General features: G+C 74.7%; 18 protein-coding genes. 5 read left to right on the top strand and 13 right to left on the bottom strand.

Annotated features, from left to right (window positions below; translation table 11 throughout):
• Positions 1–23: 23 nt before the first annotated feature.
• On the bottom strand, positions 24–1,325 hold the full coding sequence (locus tag ACIG36_RS21780) for a hypothetical protein (protein WP_399930217.1): 1,302 nt from the start codon (positions 1,323–1,325) through the stop codon (positions 24–26).
• Between the two features lie 206 nt (positions 1,326–1,531).
• Here ACIG36_RS21780 and ACIG36_RS21775 point away from each other — a divergent pair, with 206 nt between their 5' ends.
• The gene (locus ACIG36_RS21775) at positions 1,532–3,556 is read left to right on the top strand and encodes a glycoside hydrolase (protein ID WP_399930214.1); all 2,025 of its coding nucleotides are present in this window, start codon (positions 1,532–1,534) and stop codon (positions 3,554–3,556) included.
• Here ACIG36_RS21775 and ACIG36_RS21770 read toward each other — a convergent pair.
• Complete coding sequence (locus ACIG36_RS21770) at positions 3,546–5,105, bottom strand: ATP-dependent DNA ligase (protein ID WP_399930212.1); 1,560 nt, start codon at positions 5,103–5,105, stop codon at positions 3,546–3,548. The genes ACIG36_RS21775 and ACIG36_RS21770 overlap by 11 nt on opposite strands.
• A 239-nt stretch (positions 5,106–5,344) precedes the next feature.
• Here ACIG36_RS21770 and ACIG36_RS21765 point away from each other — a divergent pair, with 239 nt between their 5' ends.
• Positions 5,345–5,716, top strand: a complete 372-nt coding sequence (locus ACIG36_RS21765; protein WP_399930209.1) for a hypothetical protein — start codon at positions 5,345–5,347, stop codon at positions 5,714–5,716.
• A 102-nt stretch (positions 5,717–5,818) separates the two neighbouring features.
• On the opposite strand, the gene ACIG36_RS21760 is transcribed toward ACIG36_RS21765, so the two are convergent.
• From ACIG36_RS21760 to mdlC, 6 genes are all read right to left on the bottom strand, one after another.
• The gene (locus ACIG36_RS21760) at positions 5,819–6,106 is read right to left on the bottom strand and encodes a hypothetical protein (RefSeq protein WP_399930206.1); all 288 of its coding nucleotides are present in this window, start codon (positions 6,104–6,106) and stop codon (positions 5,819–5,821) included.
• Positions 6,103–7,866: a peroxidase family protein gene (locus ACIG36_RS21755; RefSeq protein WP_399930203.1), complete on the bottom strand. Its 1,764-nt coding sequence runs from the start codon at positions 7,864–7,866 to the stop codon at positions 6,103–6,105. Before ACIG36_RS21755 ends, ACIG36_RS21760 begins: the two co-directional genes overlap by 4 nt.
• 34 nt (positions 7,867–7,900) lie before the next feature.
• The gene (locus ACIG36_RS21750; RefSeq protein WP_399930200.1) at positions 7,901–9,271 is read right to left on the bottom strand and encodes an alpha/beta fold hydrolase; all 1,371 of its coding nucleotides are present in this window, start codon (positions 9,269–9,271) and stop codon (positions 7,901–7,903) included.
• A complete protein-coding gene (locus ACIG36_RS21745; protein WP_399930197.1) occupies positions 9,268–10,689 on the bottom strand; it encodes a cytochrome P450 in 1,422 nt (473 codons plus the stop codon). Before ACIG36_RS21745 ends, ACIG36_RS21750 begins: the two co-directional genes overlap by 4 nt.
• Positions 10,686–12,089, bottom strand: a complete 1,404-nt coding sequence (locus ACIG36_RS21740) for an FAD-binding oxidoreductase (RefSeq protein WP_399930194.1) — start codon at positions 12,087–12,089, stop codon at positions 10,686–10,688. Before ACIG36_RS21740 ends, ACIG36_RS21745 begins: the two co-directional genes overlap by 4 nt.
• 108 nt (positions 12,090–12,197) lie before the next feature.
• A complete protein-coding gene (mdlC, locus tag ACIG36_RS21735; protein WP_399930191.1) occupies positions 12,198–13,811 on the bottom strand; it encodes a benzoylformate decarboxylase in 1,614 nt (537 codons plus the stop codon).
• Between the two features lie 166 nt (positions 13,812–13,977).
• Here mdlC and ACIG36_RS21730 point away from each other — a divergent pair, with 166 nt between their 5' ends.
• A complete protein-coding gene (locus tag ACIG36_RS21730; RefSeq protein WP_399930189.1) occupies positions 13,978–14,160 on the top strand; it encodes a hypothetical protein in 183 nt (60 codons plus the stop codon).
• 115 nt (positions 14,161–14,275) lie between these two features.
• Here the strand turns inward: ACIG36_RS21730 and ACIG36_RS21725 are convergent, their stop codons facing one another.
• Positions 14,276–14,728, bottom strand: a complete 453-nt coding sequence (locus tag ACIG36_RS21725) for an SPW repeat protein (protein ID WP_399930187.1) — start codon at positions 14,726–14,728, stop codon at positions 14,276–14,278.
• Between the two features lie 202 nt (positions 14,729–14,930).
• On the opposite strand from ACIG36_RS21725, the gene ACIG36_RS21720 reads away from it, so the two are divergent.
• Positions 14,931–15,080 (top strand): hypothetical protein, encoded by a 150-nt coding sequence (locus ACIG36_RS21720; protein WP_399930184.1) that lies wholly within the window; start codon positions 14,931–14,933, stop codon positions 15,078–15,080.
• Positions 15,081–15,153: 73 nt separating this feature from the next.
• Positions 15,154–16,290 (top strand): glycosyltransferase family 4 protein, encoded by a 1,137-nt coding sequence (locus ACIG36_RS21715; RefSeq protein ID WP_399931186.1) that lies wholly within the window; start codon positions 15,154–15,156, stop codon positions 16,288–16,290.
• Between the two features lie 139 nt (positions 16,291–16,429).
• Here the strand turns inward: ACIG36_RS21715 and ACIG36_RS21710 are convergent, their stop codons facing one another.
• Genes ACIG36_RS21710 through ACIG36_RS21695 form a run of 4 tightly spaced genes read right to left on the bottom strand, consistent with a single transcriptional unit; the run spans position 16,430 to position 19,354 of the window.
• Entirely contained in the window at positions 16,430–17,293 is an 864-nt protein-coding gene (locus ACIG36_RS21710; RefSeq protein ID WP_399930182.1) for a biotin-dependent carboxyltransferase family protein, read from the bottom strand.
• Positions 17,290–17,940 carry a 5-oxoprolinase subunit PxpB gene (pxpB, locus tag ACIG36_RS21705; RefSeq protein WP_399930179.1) on the bottom strand — a complete coding sequence of 217 codons (651 nt, stop codon included), beginning with the start codon at positions 17,938–17,940 and terminating at the stop codon, positions 17,290–17,292. Before pxpB ends, ACIG36_RS21710 begins: the two co-directional genes overlap by 4 nt.
• Positions 17,937–18,713, bottom strand: coding sequence for a LamB/YcsF family protein (locus tag ACIG36_RS21700; protein ID WP_399930176.1), 777 nt, complete (start codon positions 18,711–18,713; stop codon positions 17,937–17,939). Before ACIG36_RS21700 ends, pxpB begins: the two co-directional genes overlap by 4 nt.
• A complete protein-coding gene (locus ACIG36_RS21695) occupies positions 18,710–19,354 on the bottom strand; it encodes a GntR family transcriptional regulator (protein WP_399930173.1) in 645 nt (214 codons plus the stop codon). Before ACIG36_RS21695 ends, ACIG36_RS21700 begins: the two co-directional genes overlap by 4 nt.
• Between the last annotated feature and the right edge of the window lie 64 nt (positions 19,355–19,418).

The raw sequence follows: 19,418 nt of genomic DNA, 5'->3' as shown, positions 1-19,418 counted from the left end.
CCCCGGCCCGGTTCCGGGTTCGGTCAGGCCACGGGCTCGGCGTCGGCCTCCGGTGGGTCGGCGGCCGCCTCGGCGGCCAGGTCGCGGACCTCGACCTTCAGCTGACCGGGGCGCTTGGGGTCGTGGGAGACGTCGGTGACCTGGACCGTGAGACGGTCCCCCCGGAGCACCCGGTCGGCCTCGAACCTCTGCCGCAGCCCCGGCGTCATCTTCGAGATGTGCAGCATCGACGGCCTCGGCAGCTGCGGATAGCCCTCCAGGTCGACCAGGACGAACCCGAGGTCGGGCCTGATGTCGCGCACCGTGGCCTCCTGGCGTTCGCCGACGGGCGGGTAGGCCTCCGGCGCCGCGGGAGTGAAGGCCGGCTGGTCGGCCCGTCGCACGTCGATGCGGTGCAGGGCCCGGTCGACCTTCATGATCTCCACGGAGACCTCGTCGCCCCGGCGCAGCTCCTCGCCCTGGCGGATGGAGACACGGGACTTGCCGCCGCCGGGCAGTTCGATGAACGCGTCGTTGTCCTTCACCTGGTGCACGCGCGCGGTGAGGGTGCTGCGCAGTGGATAGGTCTCCTCCCATTTACCCCAGGGGTCGTCCTCGATCTCCTTCTGCGAGAACACATAGAGGTCGTCGCGGACCAGGAAGGCGCCGGTCAGCTCCCAGCCGACATGAAAGCGCTTGGGCATGCCGTGCGGTGGCAGCAGTTCGGTGTAGCTCACATCGGACCGGAAGAGTTCCGCCGACCGCTGCGAGTTGCTGAGATCGCGCACCCGGACCCGGTCCTCGAATACGCTCTCGACCACGGCGCGGGTGGCGACCAGCGGATTGCGGGGCTTGAGGTCCATCTCGCGCAGCGGCTGCCGGCGGAGCCTTTCGATCTCGTCCTGCAGCCGCTCCACGAGCTCGCCGGTGCCGCGGGGGGTGAAGTCGTAGACGATGGGCCGGATCCCGCGCAGATCGGCGGGGATGTCGGACTCGTCCTGGGCCAGCACGATCATGCGCTTGTGCAGGCACATCGCCCAGCCCACCTCGAGTGCCACCGATTCGGAGACGGCGGAGAAGTCGACCACCACGATCCCGGCCCGGTCGATGCCGTCCCACGCGGCCTCCAGCACCAGGCCGGTGCCCGGTGTCTCGTCGGCACGGAACGGCTGCAGGCCCATGCGCAGCAGCGGGCGCTTGAGCTGGTAGTTGTAGAGGTCGTCGAAGTCGTGGAGCGCGCCGGGGTCGCCGTGGCGAAGTGCCTTCTTTCCATAGGGCATCGCAAAGAAGACCAAAATGTCGTCGACGGGGGTGGAGGACCGCGTCGGCCGCAAGACAATGGACATAGGGCTCTCTTCCTGTCCGATGAGTCCAATGAGTCCAATAAATTAACGGCCCGTAACGTGGGCCGTACGGGCTTCAGGAAAGATCGCGGCCGGTTTTCGCCGCTCTTCGTACGACAGTTCTGCGGGCGTGAATGATTTCGATCCTCGCTCAATGGTCAACCGCCCTCTCTCATAAACTTCTTAGGACTGCTCGCTATCAACTCCTCATGCACACAACGAGCTCACCTCGCACTGCCCGCACCGCCCGTGCCGCGGCCGTCGTCCTCGCCGCGACGCTGACCGCCGCCACGCTCACGCCGGCCGCCGACGCCGCTCCGGCATCGCAGCCGGCCGTCGCCCGCGTGCACGGCAAGTCCGTCGACATCGCCGTCAGGGGCGGTACCGCCACCATCGACACCGCCACCCTGCGCGTGACGGCCCGTACGGCCGACGGCTCCACCGTCGAGCTCTCCGCGCCCGCCGCCACCGCGCCCGGTGCCCCCGGCCCCGTCACCACCACCGCGGACGGCGCCCGCTGGAGCTACCGGGACACCGCGCTGACCGTCACCGCCCGCGCCGACAAGGGCCGGCTGCTGGTGTCCATACGTTCCACCGGCACCGCCGACCACACCCTCCGATGGCCCGTCACCGGAGCCGACCCCGCTGCCTCGGCCCTGCAGATCCCGCGCGGCGAGGGACTGTCCGTGCCGGTCGCCGACCCCTTCTGGAACACCCCCGGAAAGGGGCTCGCGGGCGAGCGGATCGCCGTGGACTCGGGCCTGTCCCTGCCGCTGTGGGGCTATACCCTGGGCCACCGGGGCGTCAGCTACCTCGTCCCCACCGACATCGGCACCACCCTCGACGTCGCCTCGACGCAGGGGAAGCTGCGCGCCACCGCCGCGCACACCTTCTCCCGCGGTGAGGACACCACCGAGTACACCGTCGCCCTCTCCCTCACCGACGGCTCCCCGGTCGCCCCCGCCGCCGACTACCGCGCCTGGCTGACCGAACACGGACAGCTCGGCAGCCTCAAGCGCAAGATCCAGGCCCTCCCCGCCACGGAGAAGCTGCTCGGCGCCTTCCACGCCTACGTCTGGGGCGAGGCACGCACGGCCGAGGGCATCCGCAAGCTGCGCGCCCTGGGCGTGGACCGCATGTGGCTCGGTGACGGCACCGACCAGGAACCCATGACGGCGGCGGCCGTCGCCGAGGCCAAGAAGTCCGGCTACCTCGTGGGCCCCTACGACTCCTTCGCCAACGGCCAGGACCCCAAGTCCTCCGACTCCCCCCTCTCCACCTGGCCCGACAAGGTCTACCCCGACTTCTGCGTGCAGCGCGCCGACGGCACGCCCGAGCCCGGCTTCCACGACCGCGGCTGCTACCTGAGCACCGAGGCGTTCGAGAAGGCCGAGCCCGGCCGCCACTACCTCGCCGACCGCACCCGCACGATGACCGCCAACGGCGCCGACAGCTACTTCCTCGACGTCGACGCGGCCGGCGAGCTCTTCCGCGACCACAGCTCCGCCCACCCCATGACCAAGGCCCGCGACCGCGCCAACCGCCTCGCCCGCATGAAGCGCCTTACCGACGACAACCGCCTCGTCCTCGGCTCGGAGTCCGCCGGGGCCTGGTCCAACCAGGTCCTCGCCTTCGACCACGGCTCGGGCACCCCCGTGACCAACGGCCTGTGGGCGGCCGAGAAGGACAAGGAGAAGTGGGGCGGCTACGCCCCCGCCAAGGCGCCCGCCTTCTTCTTCAAGCCCGCCGAACTGCCCGCCGACGTTGCCAAGGCGATGTACGACCCCGCCTACCGCGTCCCCCTCTTCGAGACCGCCCTGCACGACTCCCTCGTCAACACCGAGCGCTGGGAGCTCCCCTACGACAAGCTGCCGCGGCAGAAGACCGACCGTGCCCTGCTCGCCATGCTCTACAACACCCCCCTCAACTACACCCTCGACGGCGACTCCCTCACCAGGAACGGCCGCGAACTCGCCGCCCTCCAGAAATACTTCGCCCCCCTCCACAAGGCCGCCGGCACCGAACCCATGACCGGCTTCCGCACCCTGACCGCCGACCGGACCGTCCAGCGCACGGTCTTCGGCAACGGCACCCTCACCGTCACCGCCAACTTCGGCACCACCGCCCACGAGGGCCTGCCCGGCGGCTGCGTCGACGCCAGGCTCAAGGGCGAGAAGGACGCGCGCCGCCTCTGCCCCGCCGACATCAACCGCCCGGCCGACATCAACCGCTAGCCGGCCCCCCGGCCGCGGCACCGACGGCCAGCACGGTCTCCACCGTGTCGGCCTCGGCCGCCGACTTGTCCTCCCGGTACCGCACCACACGGGCGAAGCGCAGGGTCACCCCCGCCGGGTACCGGGAGGAACGCTGCAGGCCGTCGAAGGCAATCTCCACCACCAGCTCCGGCCGCACCCTCACCACATGGCCGTCGTCACCGACCGCCAGCCCCAGCAGCCGCTCCGTCTGCCAGGCCAGCACCGCGTCCGTCAGCCCCTTGAAGGTCTTGCCCAGCATCGCGAACGAGCCGTCCGGCCGGCGCGCCCCCAGATGCAGGTTCGACAGCTTCCCCTGACGCCTGCCGTGCCCCCACTCGGCTGCCAGCACCACCAGATCCAGGGTGTGCACCGGCTTCACCTTCAGCCACGCGGCGCCCCGCCTGCCCGCGCTGTAGCCCGCGTCCAGCGCCTTGACCATCACCCCCTCGTGCCCACGCCGCAACACCTCCTCCGAGAACTCCCGCGCCACAACCCTTGCCGCCTCCGCCGCCGGATCCGCCACCACCAGCCGCCGCACCCGCATCGGCTCGGGCACCACGCGGGCCAGCACCGCGTGCCGCTCGGCCGTCGGCATCGCCAGCAGCTCCCGTCCGTTCACCGCCAGCACATCAAAGAACACCGGCGACAGCGGGAGGGTTGCACCGGCCCCCGCGACGTCCGCCCGCGAGCCCACCCGCCCCGCGATGTCCTGGAACGCGTGCGGCCGGCCCGCCGCGTCCAGGGCGATCACCTCGCCGTCCAGCACCGCCGAGTCCACCGGCAACGCGAGGGCCGCCGTGGCCAGTTCCGGCAGCCGCCCGGTGATCTCGTCCAGCGTCCTGGTGTAGACGCGCACGTCCTCGCCGTCCCGGTGCACCTGCACCCGGATCCCGTCCAGCTTCTCCTCCACCGCGCACGGCCCCAGCCGGTCCAGCGCCTCGTCGACGTCCTTGGCGCTCTGCGCCAGCATCGGCAGCACCGGCCGGCCCACCCGCAGCCGGAACTCCGCCAGCGCCGCAGGGCCCCCGGCCAGCAGCGCACGCGCCACCGTCCCCAGCGAGCCGCCGAGCATCACCGCCCGCCGCACCTCCTCCGGCGCCGCCCCGGCCGCGGCCGCCAGGCCCTCCACCGCGAGGGCGTCCAGGGCGCCCTGGCGCAGCTCGCCGCCGATCAGGCGGAGGAGGAAGTGCTGCTCCTCGGCGGTGGCGGCGGCCAGCAGCGCGCCGACGAGACGCCTGCGTTCCCCCTGCGCGCCCTTGCCGCTCACCGTCGCGATCTCCGTGAGCGCCCGGTCCACCTCCTGGACGGTCAGGGAGGGCCGGGCGGCCGGGGCGGGGGCGTCGCGCAGGGTGCTCCAGCCGACGCCGATCCTGCGCTGCGGCAGGCGCCCGGCGAGGTAGGGGATGACGATCGGGGCGTCGTCGGGCTCGGCGTCCCGGAAGAGGCCGGCCAGCAGCTCGGTCTTCCGCGAGCGGGCGCTCGTCGCCGCGACCTCCCCGGACACGCGCGCGACCTCGGCGAGCAGCATGCCTTCATCGTGCGACGCCCACCTCCGGCGCGCAGCCGGGCTGCGCCCCGGGCGCAGGACGACGCCCTGTCGACGGCCTCACATGTACGGCGCAATAGGCGGCTCGTATGAACAAGCGTGTGTCACGTTCCGTGATGTCGCGCACACTTAGTGGAATTGTCGTAACCGGCCGGTGCCGCAGCGGGTTGTGGCACCGACACCGCAGGATCGACGACGCAGGACGGAGCAGTGGTTCAGCCATGAGCAAGCGCCAGAAGGGCCGCCGACACCGCAGGGTCAACCGCACCCCACGCCCGGTGGGCTCGTCCCGGCCGCCGGCGGCACGGCCGGAACCGAAGCGGGAGCCCCGGCAGGAGCGGCCCGAACCGGGGCCGGTTCCCGCGCTCGGCCGCCATGAGGCCCGCACGTGGGACGGGCTGCGTGCCCGCGGCCAGGGCGGGGCGTCCGTGGACGAGCTGTGTGCTGCGGTGGGATACCAGGCGCGCACGATCGTCAAACATGTCACCGGCCTCGCCGGGCACGGCCTGGCGGAGCAGCGCGGCGACCGCTGGTACGCGAGGGCGGGCGAACGGGCCGGGGAGCCGGCCGGAGGTCGGCTCGTGGCCCGCTGACGCGCCCGGTGGCGCGCCCCGGGCCGGGGGTACGGGCACACTCCCGGCCCGGGGTCCGTCCGGCCCGCCGCTCGCACGCGCGCGTGGCCGGAGCCTTGCGGCCTACCCCGTCCGGTCGGCGTCCCCGTAGTGGCGCCGGCCGGCCAGGGCGGCGAGCACCGCCTCGTGGCCCAGGAGCGCTTCGGCCGCGCGCTCCAGCGACCGGGCGGCGGTCTCGGCCCGGTCGGCGTGGGTGAGGATCCGCTGCCGCAGCGCCGTGCCCTCGGCGCCGAGGAGCGTCACGGCGTCCGCGCCGGCACGCAGCCGCCCGGCCTGCTCGCGCAGGTTGTCGGCCTGCGCCCGCACCGACCGCGACCAGGGCACGCCGTCGCCCCCGCCCGGGGCCGTCACCGGGTCCTCGCCCAGGGCGCGAAGGCGTTGCGCACGCCCTCCAGGGCCGGGGCCAGCTCCGGGTGATGACGCAGCAGGACGTCGCGCATGCTCGTGCGGTCGATCCACTCCAGGCCCTCCGGGGTGTAGATCTCCGGCCGGTAGTCGGTCGTGAAGAAACGGTCGCTCTTCAGCCGCCGGGACGCCATCAGGACGAACACCCGGAAGGCCGTGTCGCTGAACGCGAAGCCGCGCGGCCGGGGCTCGGCGTACATGCCGACCATGGTGTCGACGCGGTCCAGGCGGCCGTCGTAGACCTCGCGCAGCTCGGCGGCCAGTCGGGCGTTCCCGCCGGTGAGTTCCTCGAAGTCGCGCACCGGCGGCCGGTGCAGGGCCGCGCGGAAGGCGGTGTAGCGGGGGACGCCGCGTTCGCGGTCGCGCAGGACGTCCACCGTCCCGAGGTCCACGTGCTCCCCGGAGACCCGCACCAGATCGCGCAGGCAGTCGGGGTGGTTGTGCAAGGTGATGGCGCCGGGGTTCATGGTGCCGAAGGAGTACAGCAGGTCGGAGAAGCCCCAGCGGTCCACCGCCTTGCGGGTGGCCAGTGCCTGCAGCGGTTCGAAGCCGGTCACCTCGATCAGCGCGCCGGTGCGGTGCGAGCGGATCTCGTACTCGTCCCGGATCAGCGGATGCAGCCGGTAGGAGGTGACGAACTCCTCCGTCATCGAGTAGGGCGCCGTGTGGTGGGCGGTGGGGGAGCCGAGGATGCCGAACAGCGCCTCGCCCCCGCCGAAGCGCCGCACCCGGCGCCGCAGCCGCGCGGGAAGCACCCCGTACCAGTTGATGTGCATGGCCGCGCGGGTCACCGGCCGGTCGATGGCCGCGGGCGTCCACTCGACCGTATGGATCTTGGCCATGACGGCGGCGTTGACCAGCCGGGCCACCTGGAAGAGGCGTTCGTCGTCCCAAGTGGGGTGGGCGGCGGCGATCCGGGCGCAGATCGCGTTGTGCTCCTTGGCGAAGAGCGTGTGCAGCAGCGACAGCCCGACCCAGTAGTTGTCGTTGAAGCCCGTGGCGTCGATGCCGGACAGCCCCGGGCGCGCCTCGTCCGGCAGCCTGCCGTCGACGACGATGAGCCGGCCGCCCTCGCCGGTGCGCAGCGACCGGCACCGCTCCTCGTCCGACCCGTACACCTGCGAGCCGTCCCACCAGTGGCTGACGGTGTTCTCGTACGTCGGCGGCCCGCCGGGGGCGGTGTGGGCGACGGGGTCGGGGCGGCTGCGGCGGACGAGCATGGGGCACCGCGCCCAGGTGTCGTCCGCGGCCAGCGGGACGTCCAGCGGCTCCCGTGCCGGGTTGTCGCCGTGGCTGAACCAGCCGTGGTTCTGGAACTGGATCCAGGCCGCGGCCAGCAGGTTGAGGGTGGGCGCCGGGCGGAAGCCGCGCGAGCGGGCCAGCAGGTGCCGGCTGACCTCGCGCGGGCTGGGCGCGAACAGGCCCCGTTCCTCCGGCTCGGGAAAGGTCTGCGGCAGGGGACAGTTGCGGTCGAAGCGGGTGCCGGCCCGGCCCATGTCCATGTCGCCGGGGTCGTAGCCGGAGCCGTCGTAGCTGCGGTGCGGCAGCAGTTCTCTGCTGGGGACGCGCGGGCGCTCGCCGCCCGCGCCGTGGGTGTCGTGCAGGTTGTGCGCGCGCAGCAGGTCCCGCTGGCGTTTGATCTCCAGCAGCGCCAGGGGGAAGGGCAGGGAGTGCCACTCGCGGCGGGGCCGCGGTGCCGAGGTCATCTGTCGCTCTCCAACGGGGTAGGGGACGGGCGGGTCAGCGGTCGTGGAGCCGGAGGACGAAGGTCTCCTCCACCCGGCCCCGGTACGGCTCGAGCAGGGCGTCCACCCGGTCGCGCGCCTCGGGGACCACGTCGTCGAGGCTCTGCGCGTACGCCCCCGCGTTGTGGCACTGCGGGAAGTCGTGCGCGCGGTCCACCCAGGTGATCTCCAGCCAGTCCTCGGGCACCGGGAAGACCGAGACCGGGCTGCGGCCCTCCAGATTGGGCACCACGTCGTGCTCGTTGACGAGGCTGACGACCCTGGTCTCCGGGTCGCGGGGGCGCTTGAAGTCGATCGGGGAGCCGACGGCGACGGCGTGCGTCAGCCGCCACCGCGCGTTGACGTCCGGGATCTCGGTCAGGTTCAGGGCCGTGATGCCGCCCAGACTGTGCCCGAGGAGCGCGACCTGGGTGCCGACGGGCACGACGCGGGCCAGCGCCTTGCGCACGGCCCGGGTGTACGACGAGTCGTTGCGGCCCACCGCCGTGACCGCGCCCACCAGGTCCTGCGGGGTGGGGTTGCGGGGGCGGCCGAAGGCCATGCCGGGCAGCAGCACCAGATGCCGCCGCACGCCGTCCGGGCCCTTCACCCGGTGGATCAGCATCCGCCCGTCGGTGCCCAGGACCGCCACGTTGCGCAGATGGCCGCTGATGCTTCCGCCGGTGTCCAGCCGGGCCAGCAGACCCGGCTCCGGCGGCAGCAGCTCGGCCCGCCCGCAGCCGCGGTCCCAGCGGGCCCAGGCGCCGATGGAGGTGCCCAGCAGCGGATCGCCGTCGGCCCGGGTACCGGTGACGATGTGCCAGGCCGCCGCGTCGTTGAACGGGTTCTCGTCCACCAGCGCGTTCCACGCCATCACCTCGGTCAGCGAAGGCGCCAGCTGGGCCAGTGCCCGCTCGGCGCCCTGCTCGCGCACGTTGTGCCGCAGCACCCGCAGCGCGCGCGCCTGCCGGTCCGCCGCGATGGCCTCCAGCAGCCGCCGCACCGGGCCGTCCCCGGAGAACTCCGGATGCCGCACCGAGCACAGCCGGATGCGCAGCTCCAGCGAGGTCACCGCCACGGCGACGGCCAGGCTCTCGCGGCCGGTGAGCACCCCGCCCAGCCAGGCCGCCCGCCCCACCCGCCCGCCGTCCGGCGCGAAGCCCAGCCCGGCGGAGGCCGTCAGCGCGCCGGCCAGGGCCCGGACCGCCCGCAGGCCGGTGCGCGGCGAGCGCAGCAGCGAGAGCACCAGCGCCGGGTCGGTGACCACGGCCGTCAGCGCGCGGCCCGCCGCCCGGATGTCGCCCGCCGCCCGGCCCAGGGCGCGGGCCACCGCCGCGAGGCCGGCCACGTCCGGCCCGGCGGCCCGGGTGCCGCTGCCGGCCGTCATGACGCCCCCGGCGTCCGGTAGGCGCGGTAGCCGATCCGCAGCCGCGCGGCGTCGAAGGCGAGCGGCAGTGGACGGACCGGGCTCAGCCGCACGCCGGCCACCGCAAGCTCCCCGCCGCGCAGGAACTCGGCGACGAAGCCGGTCGCCAGCTGCAGCCCCAGCTCCATGCCGCTGCACCGCGCCTCGCCCCGACTGAACGGGCTGACGGCCCAGTCCCGCCCGGCCGTGCCGTCCAGCCACTTCTCGGGCGCGAAGCGGTGCGCGTAGTCGATGCGCTCCTCGTCCCGGGCATGGAAGCCGGCAGGCACCAGGACGTTCATCCCGCCCGGCGCCACCGCCGCCCGCCAGCGGGTCTCGGCCGTGGTCCGCCGCATCAGGCTCGCCACCGGCGGCCACAGCCGCACCGCGTCCTGCACGCACGCGTGCAGGTAGGGCATGGCCTCGAACCCCGGGGCCGTGTGCGCGCCGTGCGCCCGGTCCGCCGCCGCCACCTCCTCCAGGGCCCGCCGGTAGTGCACCGGGTGCGTGGCGAGCAGCGCCAGCGTCTGCACCACGGCGGCGTGCACCACCCCCAGGGCCATGAACCAGTGCGCCACCTGCCCCTCGGGGGCGGTCTCCGGTCCCCGGGGCGCCGTGCGGAACAGTCCCGTCAGGCTGCGCGGGTCGGCGTCGCACAGGTAGCGGGCCTGGCGCTGCATCATCTTCCGCCGGATCCGGCGGGTGCGGGCCGTGCGCCAGCGGCGCGCGCCCATCCAGTTGGCCTCCGCCAGCAGTTCACCCAGCAGCCGGGAGAACTCGGTGTCCTCGGCGGCGGCCTCGCCCAGGAAGCAGCGCCGCCCCACCCGCTCGATCCGCTCGCGCACCTCCTCGGCCGACAGCCCCGCCTCCGCCCGCGGCCCCAGCAGCGCGCGGGCCTCCTCGCCCACGACCCGCAGGAAGTGCCCGGCGAGCCGGTGCACGGGGCACCCGGCGTCCAGCACCGCGTCGTTGAACGCCCGCCGTGCCGTGCGCTGCCGGCCGTGCGAGGCGACCAGCGCCTCCGGCTGCACGGCGGCGAAGCCGCTCACCTTCTCCCAGGTGTCGACCGCGTACACCTCGACCGGCCCGGCCAGCACCTGCCGGGCGTCCTCCGCGTCGAGGACGAGCAGCGTGGGCCCGGAGGTCCCGCGCACCACGACCGGGCCGCGCCCGTGCCGCCGGCGCAGCTCGCGCATCAGCTCCCGGCCGCGCCGCTCGGGGCCCAGCCGGGCCACCAGGCGGGCGGCCCGGGGGCGGGCGCGGAAGACGCCCCTGAGGTAGTTGGGGAGGAAGTAGCCGAGGGTCAGCCGCAGGTTCTCGGCCCGGCCCGCCGTGGGCAGGGCGCCGTCCGGGACCGTGTCCGCCATGGCCGCGTCGAAGGTCTCGTCCGTCCGGCTCATGCCAGCACCTTCCCCGGGTTGAGCAGACCCTCCGGGTCCAGCAGCCGCTTGATGTCCCGCTGCAACCGCAGGTTGCGCTCGGGCAGTTCACGGGTCAGCCAGTCGCGTTTGAGGGTGCCCACACCGTGCTCGCCGGTGATGGTGCCGCCCAGCTCCAGCCCGGCGGCCATGACGGCGTCGTACGCCTCCCTCGCCCGCCGCACGGCGTCGGGGTCCGACCGGTCGAAGACGACCGTGGGATGCAGATTGCCGTCGCCCGCGTGCCCGACGGTGGCGATGTACAGGCCGTGCCCGGCGGCGATCTCCTCGATGCGCTCGATGAGCGCGGGCAGCCGGTCGCGCGGCACGGCGACGTCCTCGACGAACGCCGTCACCTCGCCCGGCATCCGCTCGGCCCGAGCGGCGAGCGCGGGCATCACCATCCGGCGCGCGTCCAGCACGCGCGCGGTGGCCTCCTCGTCCTCGGCGGCGACGACCGACAGTGCCTTGGCCTCCCGGCACAGCTCCGCCATCGCCCGCACCCGCGCCGCCGCGTCGGGCGCGTCGCTGGCCGCGATCAGCGTGGCGCCGCCGGCAGCGGCCAGCAGGGGATGGCCCAGCGCGGCGACCGCCTCGGTCGTCGTACGGTCCATCAGCTCCAGCGCGGACGGCACATGGCCGCCCCGGACGATCGCCCCGACGGCCTCCCCAGCGTCCGCCGTGGACGCGAAGGAGGCCAGCAGCGCCAGCGCGGGCGGACGCGGCGGACGCAGCGCCAGCGTCGCCTCGACGATGACGCCCAGCGTCCCCTCGGAGCCCACGAACAGGCGGGTCAGGTCGTAGCCCGCCACGCCCTTGGCCGTGTCCCGCCCGACCCGCAGCACCTCGCCGTCCGCCAGGACGACCGTCAGGCCCAGGACGTAGTCGGCGGTCACCCCGTACTTCACACAGCACAGGCCGCCCGCGCCGGTGGCGATGTTCCCGCCGATCGTGCAGCTCTCCCAGGAGGCCGGGTCGGGCGGATAGCACAGCCCCTCGCCGGCGACGGCGGCCGCCAGATCGGCCGTGATCACCCCCGGCTCGCAGCGCACCAGGCGGTTGGCCGCGTCGATCTCCAGGATGCGGTTCATCCGGCCCATCGACAGCACCACACAGCCGTCCACGGCGTTCGCGGCGCCTGCGAGGCCCGTACGGGCGCCCTGCGGCACCACCGGCACGCCCAGGGCGCGGGCGGTGCGCAGCACGTGCCGCACCTGCTCCACGCTCTCGGGCCGGACGACGACGGCGGGTCTGCCCGCCTCGCTGAAGGGGGCCGCGTCATGGCGGTGCAGGGCGAGTTCGACGTCCGACGCGCCGAGGGCGTCGGGCGGCAGGGCCTCGCTCAGGGCCGCGAGCAGCGGATCGCCGACGGGAGGGGTCATGGGCAGCTCCATGCGGTGGGGGCCCGGAAAAGGGCGTGGGGGGACGAGCGCGCGGGCGGCCTGCGCCCGGCGGCGGGAGATGACGAAGACGTGGGGGAGCGGGAGGGGTCAGAGCGTCGGGGGGACCGTCGTGACCGGGGCCTCGATCAGCACGGGCCCGTCCGGACACGTGGTGGCGGCGCCGACCAGCTCGGCGAGGTGCGCCGGATCCGTGGCACGGTGCGCGGGCACCCCGTAGCCCCTGGCCAGCGAGCACATGTCGAGGCCGGGGAGATCCAGGCCGGGCACGCCGGGGGTGTTCTCGAAGCGGCCGAACCACTTGAGGATCGCGTACTCGCGGTTGGCCGGCACCACGAACGTCACCGGCACCCGGTAGGCCGCCGCCGTCCACAGCGCAGTGATGGCGTACTGCGCGGAGCCGTCGCCCACCAGAGCCACCACCGGACGCTCCGGGCGGCCCAGCTGGGCCCCGACGGCCGCCGCGAGGCCGAAGCCCAGCCCGCCGCCGGTGGTCATCAGGAAGGAGTCCGGCCGGTCGACGCGGACGTGATCGCGGAACGCCTGGAGGTTGGAGGGCGATTCGTTGACCCACAGCGTGTCCGCGGGCGCCGCGCTCGCGATGGCGGCCAGCGCGATGGCGGCCGACATCGGCTCGCCGTCGGCCTCCGGCACCTCCACCACGCTCTCGCGCGGCCGGCCCGGTTCCGCGTCACCGCGCTTGTCCACCAGCTCGCACAGCAGCTCCAGGGTGGGCCGCAGGCCCGCCACCAGCGCGTCGCCGACGGGTGCGCGCGCGGCCTCCGAGGGATCGCTGGTCAGCAGCACGAGCTCGGTGCCCTCGGGCAGCAACGGGCCCGGCACATAGGGGTAGTAGCGGAACACCGGCGCCCCGGCCACCAGCACCAGGTCGTGCCCCGCGAGGGTCTGCGCCAGCGGACCGATGGCCGGGGGCAGCACACCCTGGTAGAGCGGGTGGTTCTCGGGGAAGCCCACCCGGCCCTCCACGGGCGACGCCCACACCGGCAGGCCGCGGCGCTCGGCCAGCGCCACGGCCGCCTCCCAGGCCCCTTCGGCGTCCACCGAACCGCCCGTCACCAGAACCGGATTGACGGCGGCCTCCAGCCGCCGGGCCAGCGCCTCCACGCACGGCCGGTCGGCCGCCGTCCGGTCGTGGACCCGGCGCCCGGCCGCGTGGCGCGCGGCACGCCCCTGCGCCTCGTCCAGCTCCACGCCCCAGTCGTCCATCGGCAGCGAGAGGAACACCGGTCCGCGGGGGGCGGTCTCGGCGAGGTGGAAGGCGCGGGCGAGGGCGGCGGGCACGTCCTGGGCACGCGGGGGCTCGTACGCCCACTTCACGGCAGGGCGGGGCAGCGCGGTGGCGTCCGTGTTCGTCAGCAGCGCCTCCATGGTCATCATGGCCCGCACCTGCTGGCCCGCCGTGACCACCATCGGCGTGTGGTTGGCCGCTGCCGTGACGATGGCGCCCATGGCGTTGCCCACGCCGGGCGCGGTGTGCAGATTGACCAGCGCCGTGGTGCCGGTGGCCTGGGCGTATCCGTCGGCCATGCCGACGACGACGGCCTCCTGCAGGCCGAGTACGTAGCGGAAGTCCGCCGGGAAGTCCTGGAGGAAGGGCAGTTCGGTGGAGCCGGGATTGCCGAACACCGTGGTGGCTCCGCGGGACCGCAACAGCTCACGCGCGGCTGCGCGTACGGTCGTCATGCCTGGCACCTCTTGGGGTCAGTGGGCCGTTCGGGGAGGGGGAGCATTGCCACTTCCCGACCCGCGAAGCCATGACGGGAGAAGATCACCTGAGTATTCATCCGCGCGAGTGAATACCCCCTGGCCTGCGCCGTATTGTCACCCGGCGGGTTCTACCGTCGCCCGCATGCCTGACATGGATGAGATCATCCGACGTATCCGACGGGACATGGACACGGAGTTGCGCAAACGGGCGCGCCGGGCCCTGGACGGCCCGGCGGGCTGGTCCGTCTCCGGGGATGCCGGCCCGGACGCCGGTTCCGATTTACCCGCCGCCGCGGGCAACCCCGGGACGACGGCGGGCGAATAGCCGCCCGGCCGGCTCCCGCCGGTGCGAGGACGTGAAACGGCCCCGCCGCGTGTGCGGCGGGGCCGTCGCGCGATGCGGCGCACGGATCGGTGGCCGGGCGCGGGGTGGCTGTGGGTCACCGCCGGGCGCGGGTGATTCCGCGGGTGCCGCGGGAGCTGCCCAGTGCCGCCAGGGTGAGGGCGACCAGGCAGCAGACGATGCCGACCACGACGTTGCTGACGGTGGTGGCGGTGCCGAACGCGGGGCCCGCCACGACCCAGGGGGCCACGATCGCCCAGGCGCCGATGCACAGCGCGGCCCAGCTCATGGAGTGCGTACGTTCGTACGCGGGCCCGAAGCCGCCTACCAGGCAAGCGAAGGCGACACCGGTGATCAGATTGGTGATGGCCAGGGTGGTTGCGCCATTGAAGCCCACAATCCACGGTGAGGCGGCCAGGTAGACGCCACAGAGGAGTGCGAGTGCCTCGACGGCCTGGGCGACGGGGGTCGTCGTCGTCTCCTCGGAGTGGGCGCGGAGCGCCAGGATGTCCGGGTGCTGATCGATCCCGGGCGAGGTGGGGGCGGTCACGAGAGCCACCTTCTTTCAGTGCCAATGCGGACCTGGTTGCATTTTATCCCGATTGGCCACCTATTCACCCTGTCGGCGGTATGAAGTGCCGCCCGATTCGGGGATGCTGCGTATCCGGCCGGTCTCCTGGGAAGGCTTACCGGTTGGCGGTGAAAGCCTGCGGAAACAGCAGGAACGGTACTGCGAGGGGGAGGAGCCAATCATGGACGATCCCGAGACGCGGGAAGAACGCGCACAGGCCGTACGGGACGCCGCGGAGGCGGCGCCGGGGCGGCCGACGGGCGCGCGGCCCGAGCGGCGCGCCACCGACGAGGACGATCCCGAGCCCCACATCATCCGCGGCGTGGACTGACGCTCACGGGACGTTCCCCGGGCGGAAAGATCCACGTGGCCCGCGCGGCGTGCGGGTGGCCGACAACAGCCGTATGCGCGTGGTCATCGTCACCGAATCGTTTCCGCCCGACGTCAACGGCGTCGCGCACTGCGCCTGGCAGACCGCCCGCCACCTCGTGCTGCGCGGCCACGAACCACTCGTCGTGACGCCCGCCGGCGAGCGAGGGCGCGAGGGCGGGCGGAGCGAAACCGGGCCGTGCCCGGTCGTGCGCGTACCGTCGGTGCCGCTGCCCGGCTACCGGCAGATCCGCGTCGCGCTGCCGGGCCGGCGCCTGGCCGCCGCCCTCACCGGACACCGGCCGCACCTCGTCCACCTGGCGAGCCCCTTCGTGCTCGGGGCCCGCGGGATGACGGCCGCCGCGCGCCTGGACGTGCCCGCCGTCGCCGTGTACCAGACCGACCTCGGCGGCTACGCCCGCACCTACCTCGGCGTGGGCGAGGGCGTCGCGTGGGCGCGGATCCGCGCCGTCCACCGTGCCGCCGACCGCACCCTCGCCCCGTCCTCCGCGGCCGTCCGCGACCTGCTGGCGCACGGCGTGCCGCGCGTGCGGCTGTGGCCGCGCGGCGTGGACTCCGAGCGCTTCCACCCCGACCGCCGCGACCTGGAACTGCGCCGCGCGCTCGCGCCCGGCGGCGAACTCATCGTCGGCTATGTGGGGCGCCTGGCGCCCGAGAAGCGGGTGGAACTCCTGGCCGGCGTCGCCACCCTGCCGGGCGTCCGCCTCGTCGTCGTCGGCGACGGCCCGCACGCGGGCCGTCTGCGCGCCGCCCTGCCCGGTGCCCGCTTCCTCGGCACCCGCACCGGCGACGAACTCGCCCGGATCTACGCCTCGCTGGACGTCTTCGTCCACACCGGGCCGCAGGAGACCTTCTGCCAGACCGTCCAGGAGGCCCAGGCCAGCGGAGTCCCCGTCGTCGCCCCCGCCGCCGGCGGTCCCCTGGACCTGATCGACCACGCCCGCACCGGCCTGCTGGTGCCCCCGCACGACGCGACGGCCCTGCGCGACGCCGTCCTGTCCCTGGAGGCGGCCCGCCGCACGCGTGCCGCCTACGGCCATGCCGGCCGGGCCGCCGTCCTCACCCGCACCTGGACCGCCGTCGGCGACCAACTGCTGGCCCACTACGACGAGGTCCGCCACGCGCGCGTGGCGCGAGGCGTCGCGGCGTGAGCGCCGCGCGCGGAACGCGGCCGTGCCGGCGGGGGCCCGTGAGGTCCCGCCCGACCGCGACGCCCGGCACGCGCGCGTGGCCGTTCACGCCCACCGGGCGCACGGCACGGCTCGCGGACGCGCCCGCCCGGCCGTCGGCTCAGGCCCGTACGGGGACGAAGCGCACCGGCGTGCCGGGGACGGCCTGGGCGGCGGCGGCCAGGGCGGGCTCGGGGACCACACCGACGACGGGGTAGCCGCCGGTCGTGGGGTGGTCGGCCAGGAAGACGACCGGACGGCCGTCCGGGGGGACCTGGACCGCGCCCAGGGCCATGCCCTCACTGGGGAGTTCACCCGTCCGGGCACGGGTCAGGGCGGGGCCCTCCGTGCGCAGGCCGATGCGGTTGCTCGCGGGGGAGACGGCGAAGCCGCCGCCCGCGAGGGCGCGCAGCGCCTCCGGCGTGAACCAGTCGTCGCGCGGCCCCAGCACCACCGGCAGGACGAGCCCGCCGGTGGGCGGCGCCGGGAACGGCACGGCGTCGGCGGCGCCCGGAGGCCCGTACGGCGCGCCCAGCGGCAGAGTCACGCCCTCGGTCAGCGGCTCCGGCCCCAGGCCCGAGAGCAGGTCGCGCGAGCGGCTGCCGAGCACGGGCGGCACCGCGATGCCGCCCGCGAACGCCACATAGCTGCGCAGCCCGGCGGCCGCCGGGCCCGCCTCCAGGACGGCGCCCGCCGGGACGCGCAGCGGCGCCCCCCAGGCCGCCGGGCGGCCGTCGATCCGTACCGGGCAGGGGGCGCCGGTCACGACGGCGGTCTCGGCGGTGTCCGTGCGCACGGCGCAGCCGTTGACCGTGGTCTCCAGGGTGGCACTGTCCTCCGGGTTGCCGGCCAGCCGGTTGGCGAGCCGGTGCGCCGGTTCGTCCAGGGCCCCGGAGCGCGGCACGCCCAGATGCGCGTGGCCGGGCCGGCCCAGGTCCTGCACGGTCGTCAGCGCCCCGGCCCGTACGACCGTCAGCGCGCTCACGCGCGTACCTCGAAGCGCACGCGCGTGCCCGGGGAGAGCAGCGCCGCCGGGTCGCGCGCGGTGTCCCACAGGACGACGTCCGTGCGGCCGATGAGCTGCCAGCCGCCGGGCGAGGAGCGCGGGTAGACGCCGGTGTACGGGCCGGCCAGGCCGACCGCACCGGCGGGGACGGACGTGCGCGGCGTGGCCCGGCGCGGCACGTGCAGGTGCTCGGGCAGGCCGGTGAGGTAGCCGAAGCCGGGCGCGAAGCCGCAGAAGGCGACGCGGAATTCGGTCCCGGAGTGGATGCGCGCGACCTCCTCCTCGGCCACTCCCCACAGCGCCGCCACCTCCGCGAGGTCGGCGCCGTCGTAGCGCACGGGCAGCACGACCTGGGGCGCGTCGGTGGCGGCCACGGGCGGCACCGTCCAGTGCGGGAGCTCGGCGGCCAGGGCGCGCGGGTCGGCCAGACCGTCGAGCAGGACGGTCCGGGCCGCCGGAACGATCTCGCGGACGGACGGCAGGGTGCCGGCGGCCCGTCGGCGCAGCAGCTCGGCGTGCAGGGCCTGCGCCTCATCGGCGGTGGCGACCTCCACCAGCAGCGCGTGCCGTCCGACGGGCAGCGCCCGCGGGGGAGCGTGCCCGGGGTGCCCGCCCGGCCCGGTCATGTGAACGCCTCCACGTGGACGCCGGCGGCCTCCAGCCCCTCGCGCACGCGCCGGGCGAGCAGCGCGGCCCCGGGGGTGTCGCCGTGCACGCACAGGGAACGGGCGCGCACGGGGATCTCCTCGCCGGTCACCGCGGTGACCGAGGAAAGACAGGCCATGCGGACCGAGCGGGCGATGACGGCGTCCGGGTCGAGCACCAGGGCCCCGGGCTGGCGGCGCGGCACGAGCGTGCCGACGGCCGTGTACGCGCGGTCCGCGAACGCCTCGGCCACCACGGGCAGTCCGGCGTGCGCGGCCGCCTCGTGCAGCCGCGAGCCGTGCAGGCCGAGCACGGGCAGGTGCCCGCCCGCGCGCAGCACGCCCGACACCACGGCCATGGCCTGTTCCGGGTCGGTCATCACACGGTTGTAGAGCGCGCCGTGCGGCTTGACGTACGACACGTCCGAGCCGGCGGCCTGGGCGAAGACGCGCAGCGCGCCGATCTGATAGGTGATCTCGTCGGCGAGCTCGTCCGGCGGCACGTCCATGGCACGCCGCCCGAAGCCGACGAGGTCCCGGTAGGAGACCTGCGCGCCGATGCGCACGCCGCGCTCGGCGGCCCGCTCGCACACCCAGCGCATGGTGGACGGGTCGCCCGCGTGGAAGCCGCAGGCGACGTTCGCGCTGGTGACGACGGACAGCAGGGTGTCGTCGTCGGTCAGGCGCCAGCGGCCGAAGCCCTCGCCCAGATCGGCGTTGAGATCGAGTACGGGCTCCATCAGGGGCGTGGTCATCGGCCGGCCTCCCGCATCACGTCGAGGATGAGCCGCAGGGCGTCATCCAGATAGGTGGTCAACTCCGCCTCGGCGCGCCCGTACTCGCCCGCCGCCAGCAGGTCGGCGAGTGCGCGGTTGCGTGCCACGAACGGTTCGTGGAAGCGGCGGGGTGAGGGCATCTCGTGGAACGCCAGGCGCAGTTCCGCCATCAGCCGGTCCATGGCCGCGTCCACGCGCGCGCTGCCGGCCAGGGCGGCCAGCGCCCGGTGGAAGCGCAGGTCCGCCGAGCCCACCTCCCGCCAGTCCCCGTCCGCCGCAGCCGCCTCCGCCCGTGCGACCGCCTCCGGGACGGCCGCGAGCGGCGCGGCGCCGGCGCCGGCGGCGGCCCGGACGCCCGCGGTCTCCAGGGCGGCCCGCATCCGGTAGATGTCGGTGACGTCGGTGGGTTCCAGGACCCGGACGAAGACCCCGCGGTTGAGCCGGTGCACCACCAGGCTCTCGTGGATGAGCAGCCGGAAGGCCTCGCGCAGCGTGTTGCGCGAGACGCCCAGGTCCCGGCCCAGGGCCTCCTCCGACAGCCGGGTGCCGGGCGGCAGGCCGCCGCCCTCGATGCGGTCGCGCAGCGCCGTGGCGACGCGCTGCGCGGTGGATCGGGCCATGGCGTCTCCCTTGGCTGGCGGTGACCTGGTCGCCCCGGTGGGCGGTGACCTGCGGACGGGTTGG

It is taken from the genome of Streptomyces sp. NPDC053048, from assembly GCF_044547045.1.
GTDB lineage: Bacteria > Actinomycetota > Actinomycetes > Streptomycetales > Streptomycetaceae > Streptomyces.
The sequence above is the reverse complement of the archived record's forward strand: the minus strand, read 5'-3'. Positions and strand labels throughout refer to the sequence as shown.

Bases quoted from the DNA above. Each gene is read 5' to 3' on its own strand.
- ACIG36_RS21780 (WP_399930217.1), bottom strand. From the start codon at position 1,325: ATGTCCATTGTCTTGCGGCCGACGCGGTCCTCCACCCCCGTCGACGAC.
- ACIG36_RS21775 (WP_399930214.1), top strand. From the start codon at position 1,532: ATGCACACAACGAGCTCACCTCGCACTGCCCGCACCGCCCGTGCCGCG.
- ACIG36_RS21770 (WP_399930212.1), bottom strand. From the start codon at position 5,105: ATGCTGCTCGCCGAGGTCGCGCGCGTGTCCGGGGAGGTCGCGGCGACG.
- ACIG36_RS21765 (WP_399930209.1), top strand. From the start codon at position 5,345: ATGAGCAAGCGCCAGAAGGGCCGCCGACACCGCAGGGTCAACCGCACC.
- ACIG36_RS21755 (WP_399930203.1), bottom strand. From the start codon at position 7,866: ATGACCTCGGCACCGCGGCCCCGCCGCGAGTGGCACTCCCTGCCCTTC.
- ACIG36_RS21750 (WP_399930200.1), bottom strand. From the start codon at position 9,271: ATGACGGCCGGCAGCGGCACCCGGGCCGCCGGGCCGGACGTGGCCGGC.
- ACIG36_RS21745 (WP_399930197.1), bottom strand. From the start codon at position 10,689: ATGAGCCGGACGGACGAGACCTTCGACGCGGCCATGGCGGACACGGTC.
- ACIG36_RS21740 (WP_399930194.1), bottom strand. From the start codon at position 12,089: ATGACCCCTCCCGTCGGCGATCCGCTGCTCGCGGCCCTGAGCGAGGCC.
- mdlC (WP_399930191.1), bottom strand. From the start codon at position 13,811: ATGACGACCGTACGCGCAGCCGCGCGTGAGCTGTTGCGGTCCCGCGGA.
- ACIG36_RS21730 (WP_399930189.1), top strand. From the start codon at position 13,978: ATGCCTGACATGGATGAGATCATCCGACGTATCCGACGGGACATGGAC.
- ACIG36_RS21720 (WP_399930184.1), top strand. From the start codon at position 14,931: ATGGACGATCCCGAGACGCGGGAAGAACGCGCACAGGCCGTACGGGAC.
- ACIG36_RS21715 (WP_399931186.1), top strand. From the start codon at position 15,154: ATGCGCGTGGTCATCGTCACCGAATCGTTTCCGCCCGACGTCAACGGC.
- pxpB (WP_399930179.1), bottom strand. From the start codon at position 17,940: ATGACCGGGCCGGGCGGGCACCCCGGGCACGCTCCCCCGCGGGCGCTG.
- ACIG36_RS21700 (WP_399930176.1), bottom strand. From the start codon at position 18,713: ATGACCACGCCCCTGATGGAGCCCGTACTCGATCTCAACGCCGATCTG.
- ACIG36_RS21695 (WP_399930173.1), bottom strand. From the start codon at position 19,354: ATGGCCCGATCCACCGCGCAGCGCGTCGCCACGGCGCTGCGCGACCGC.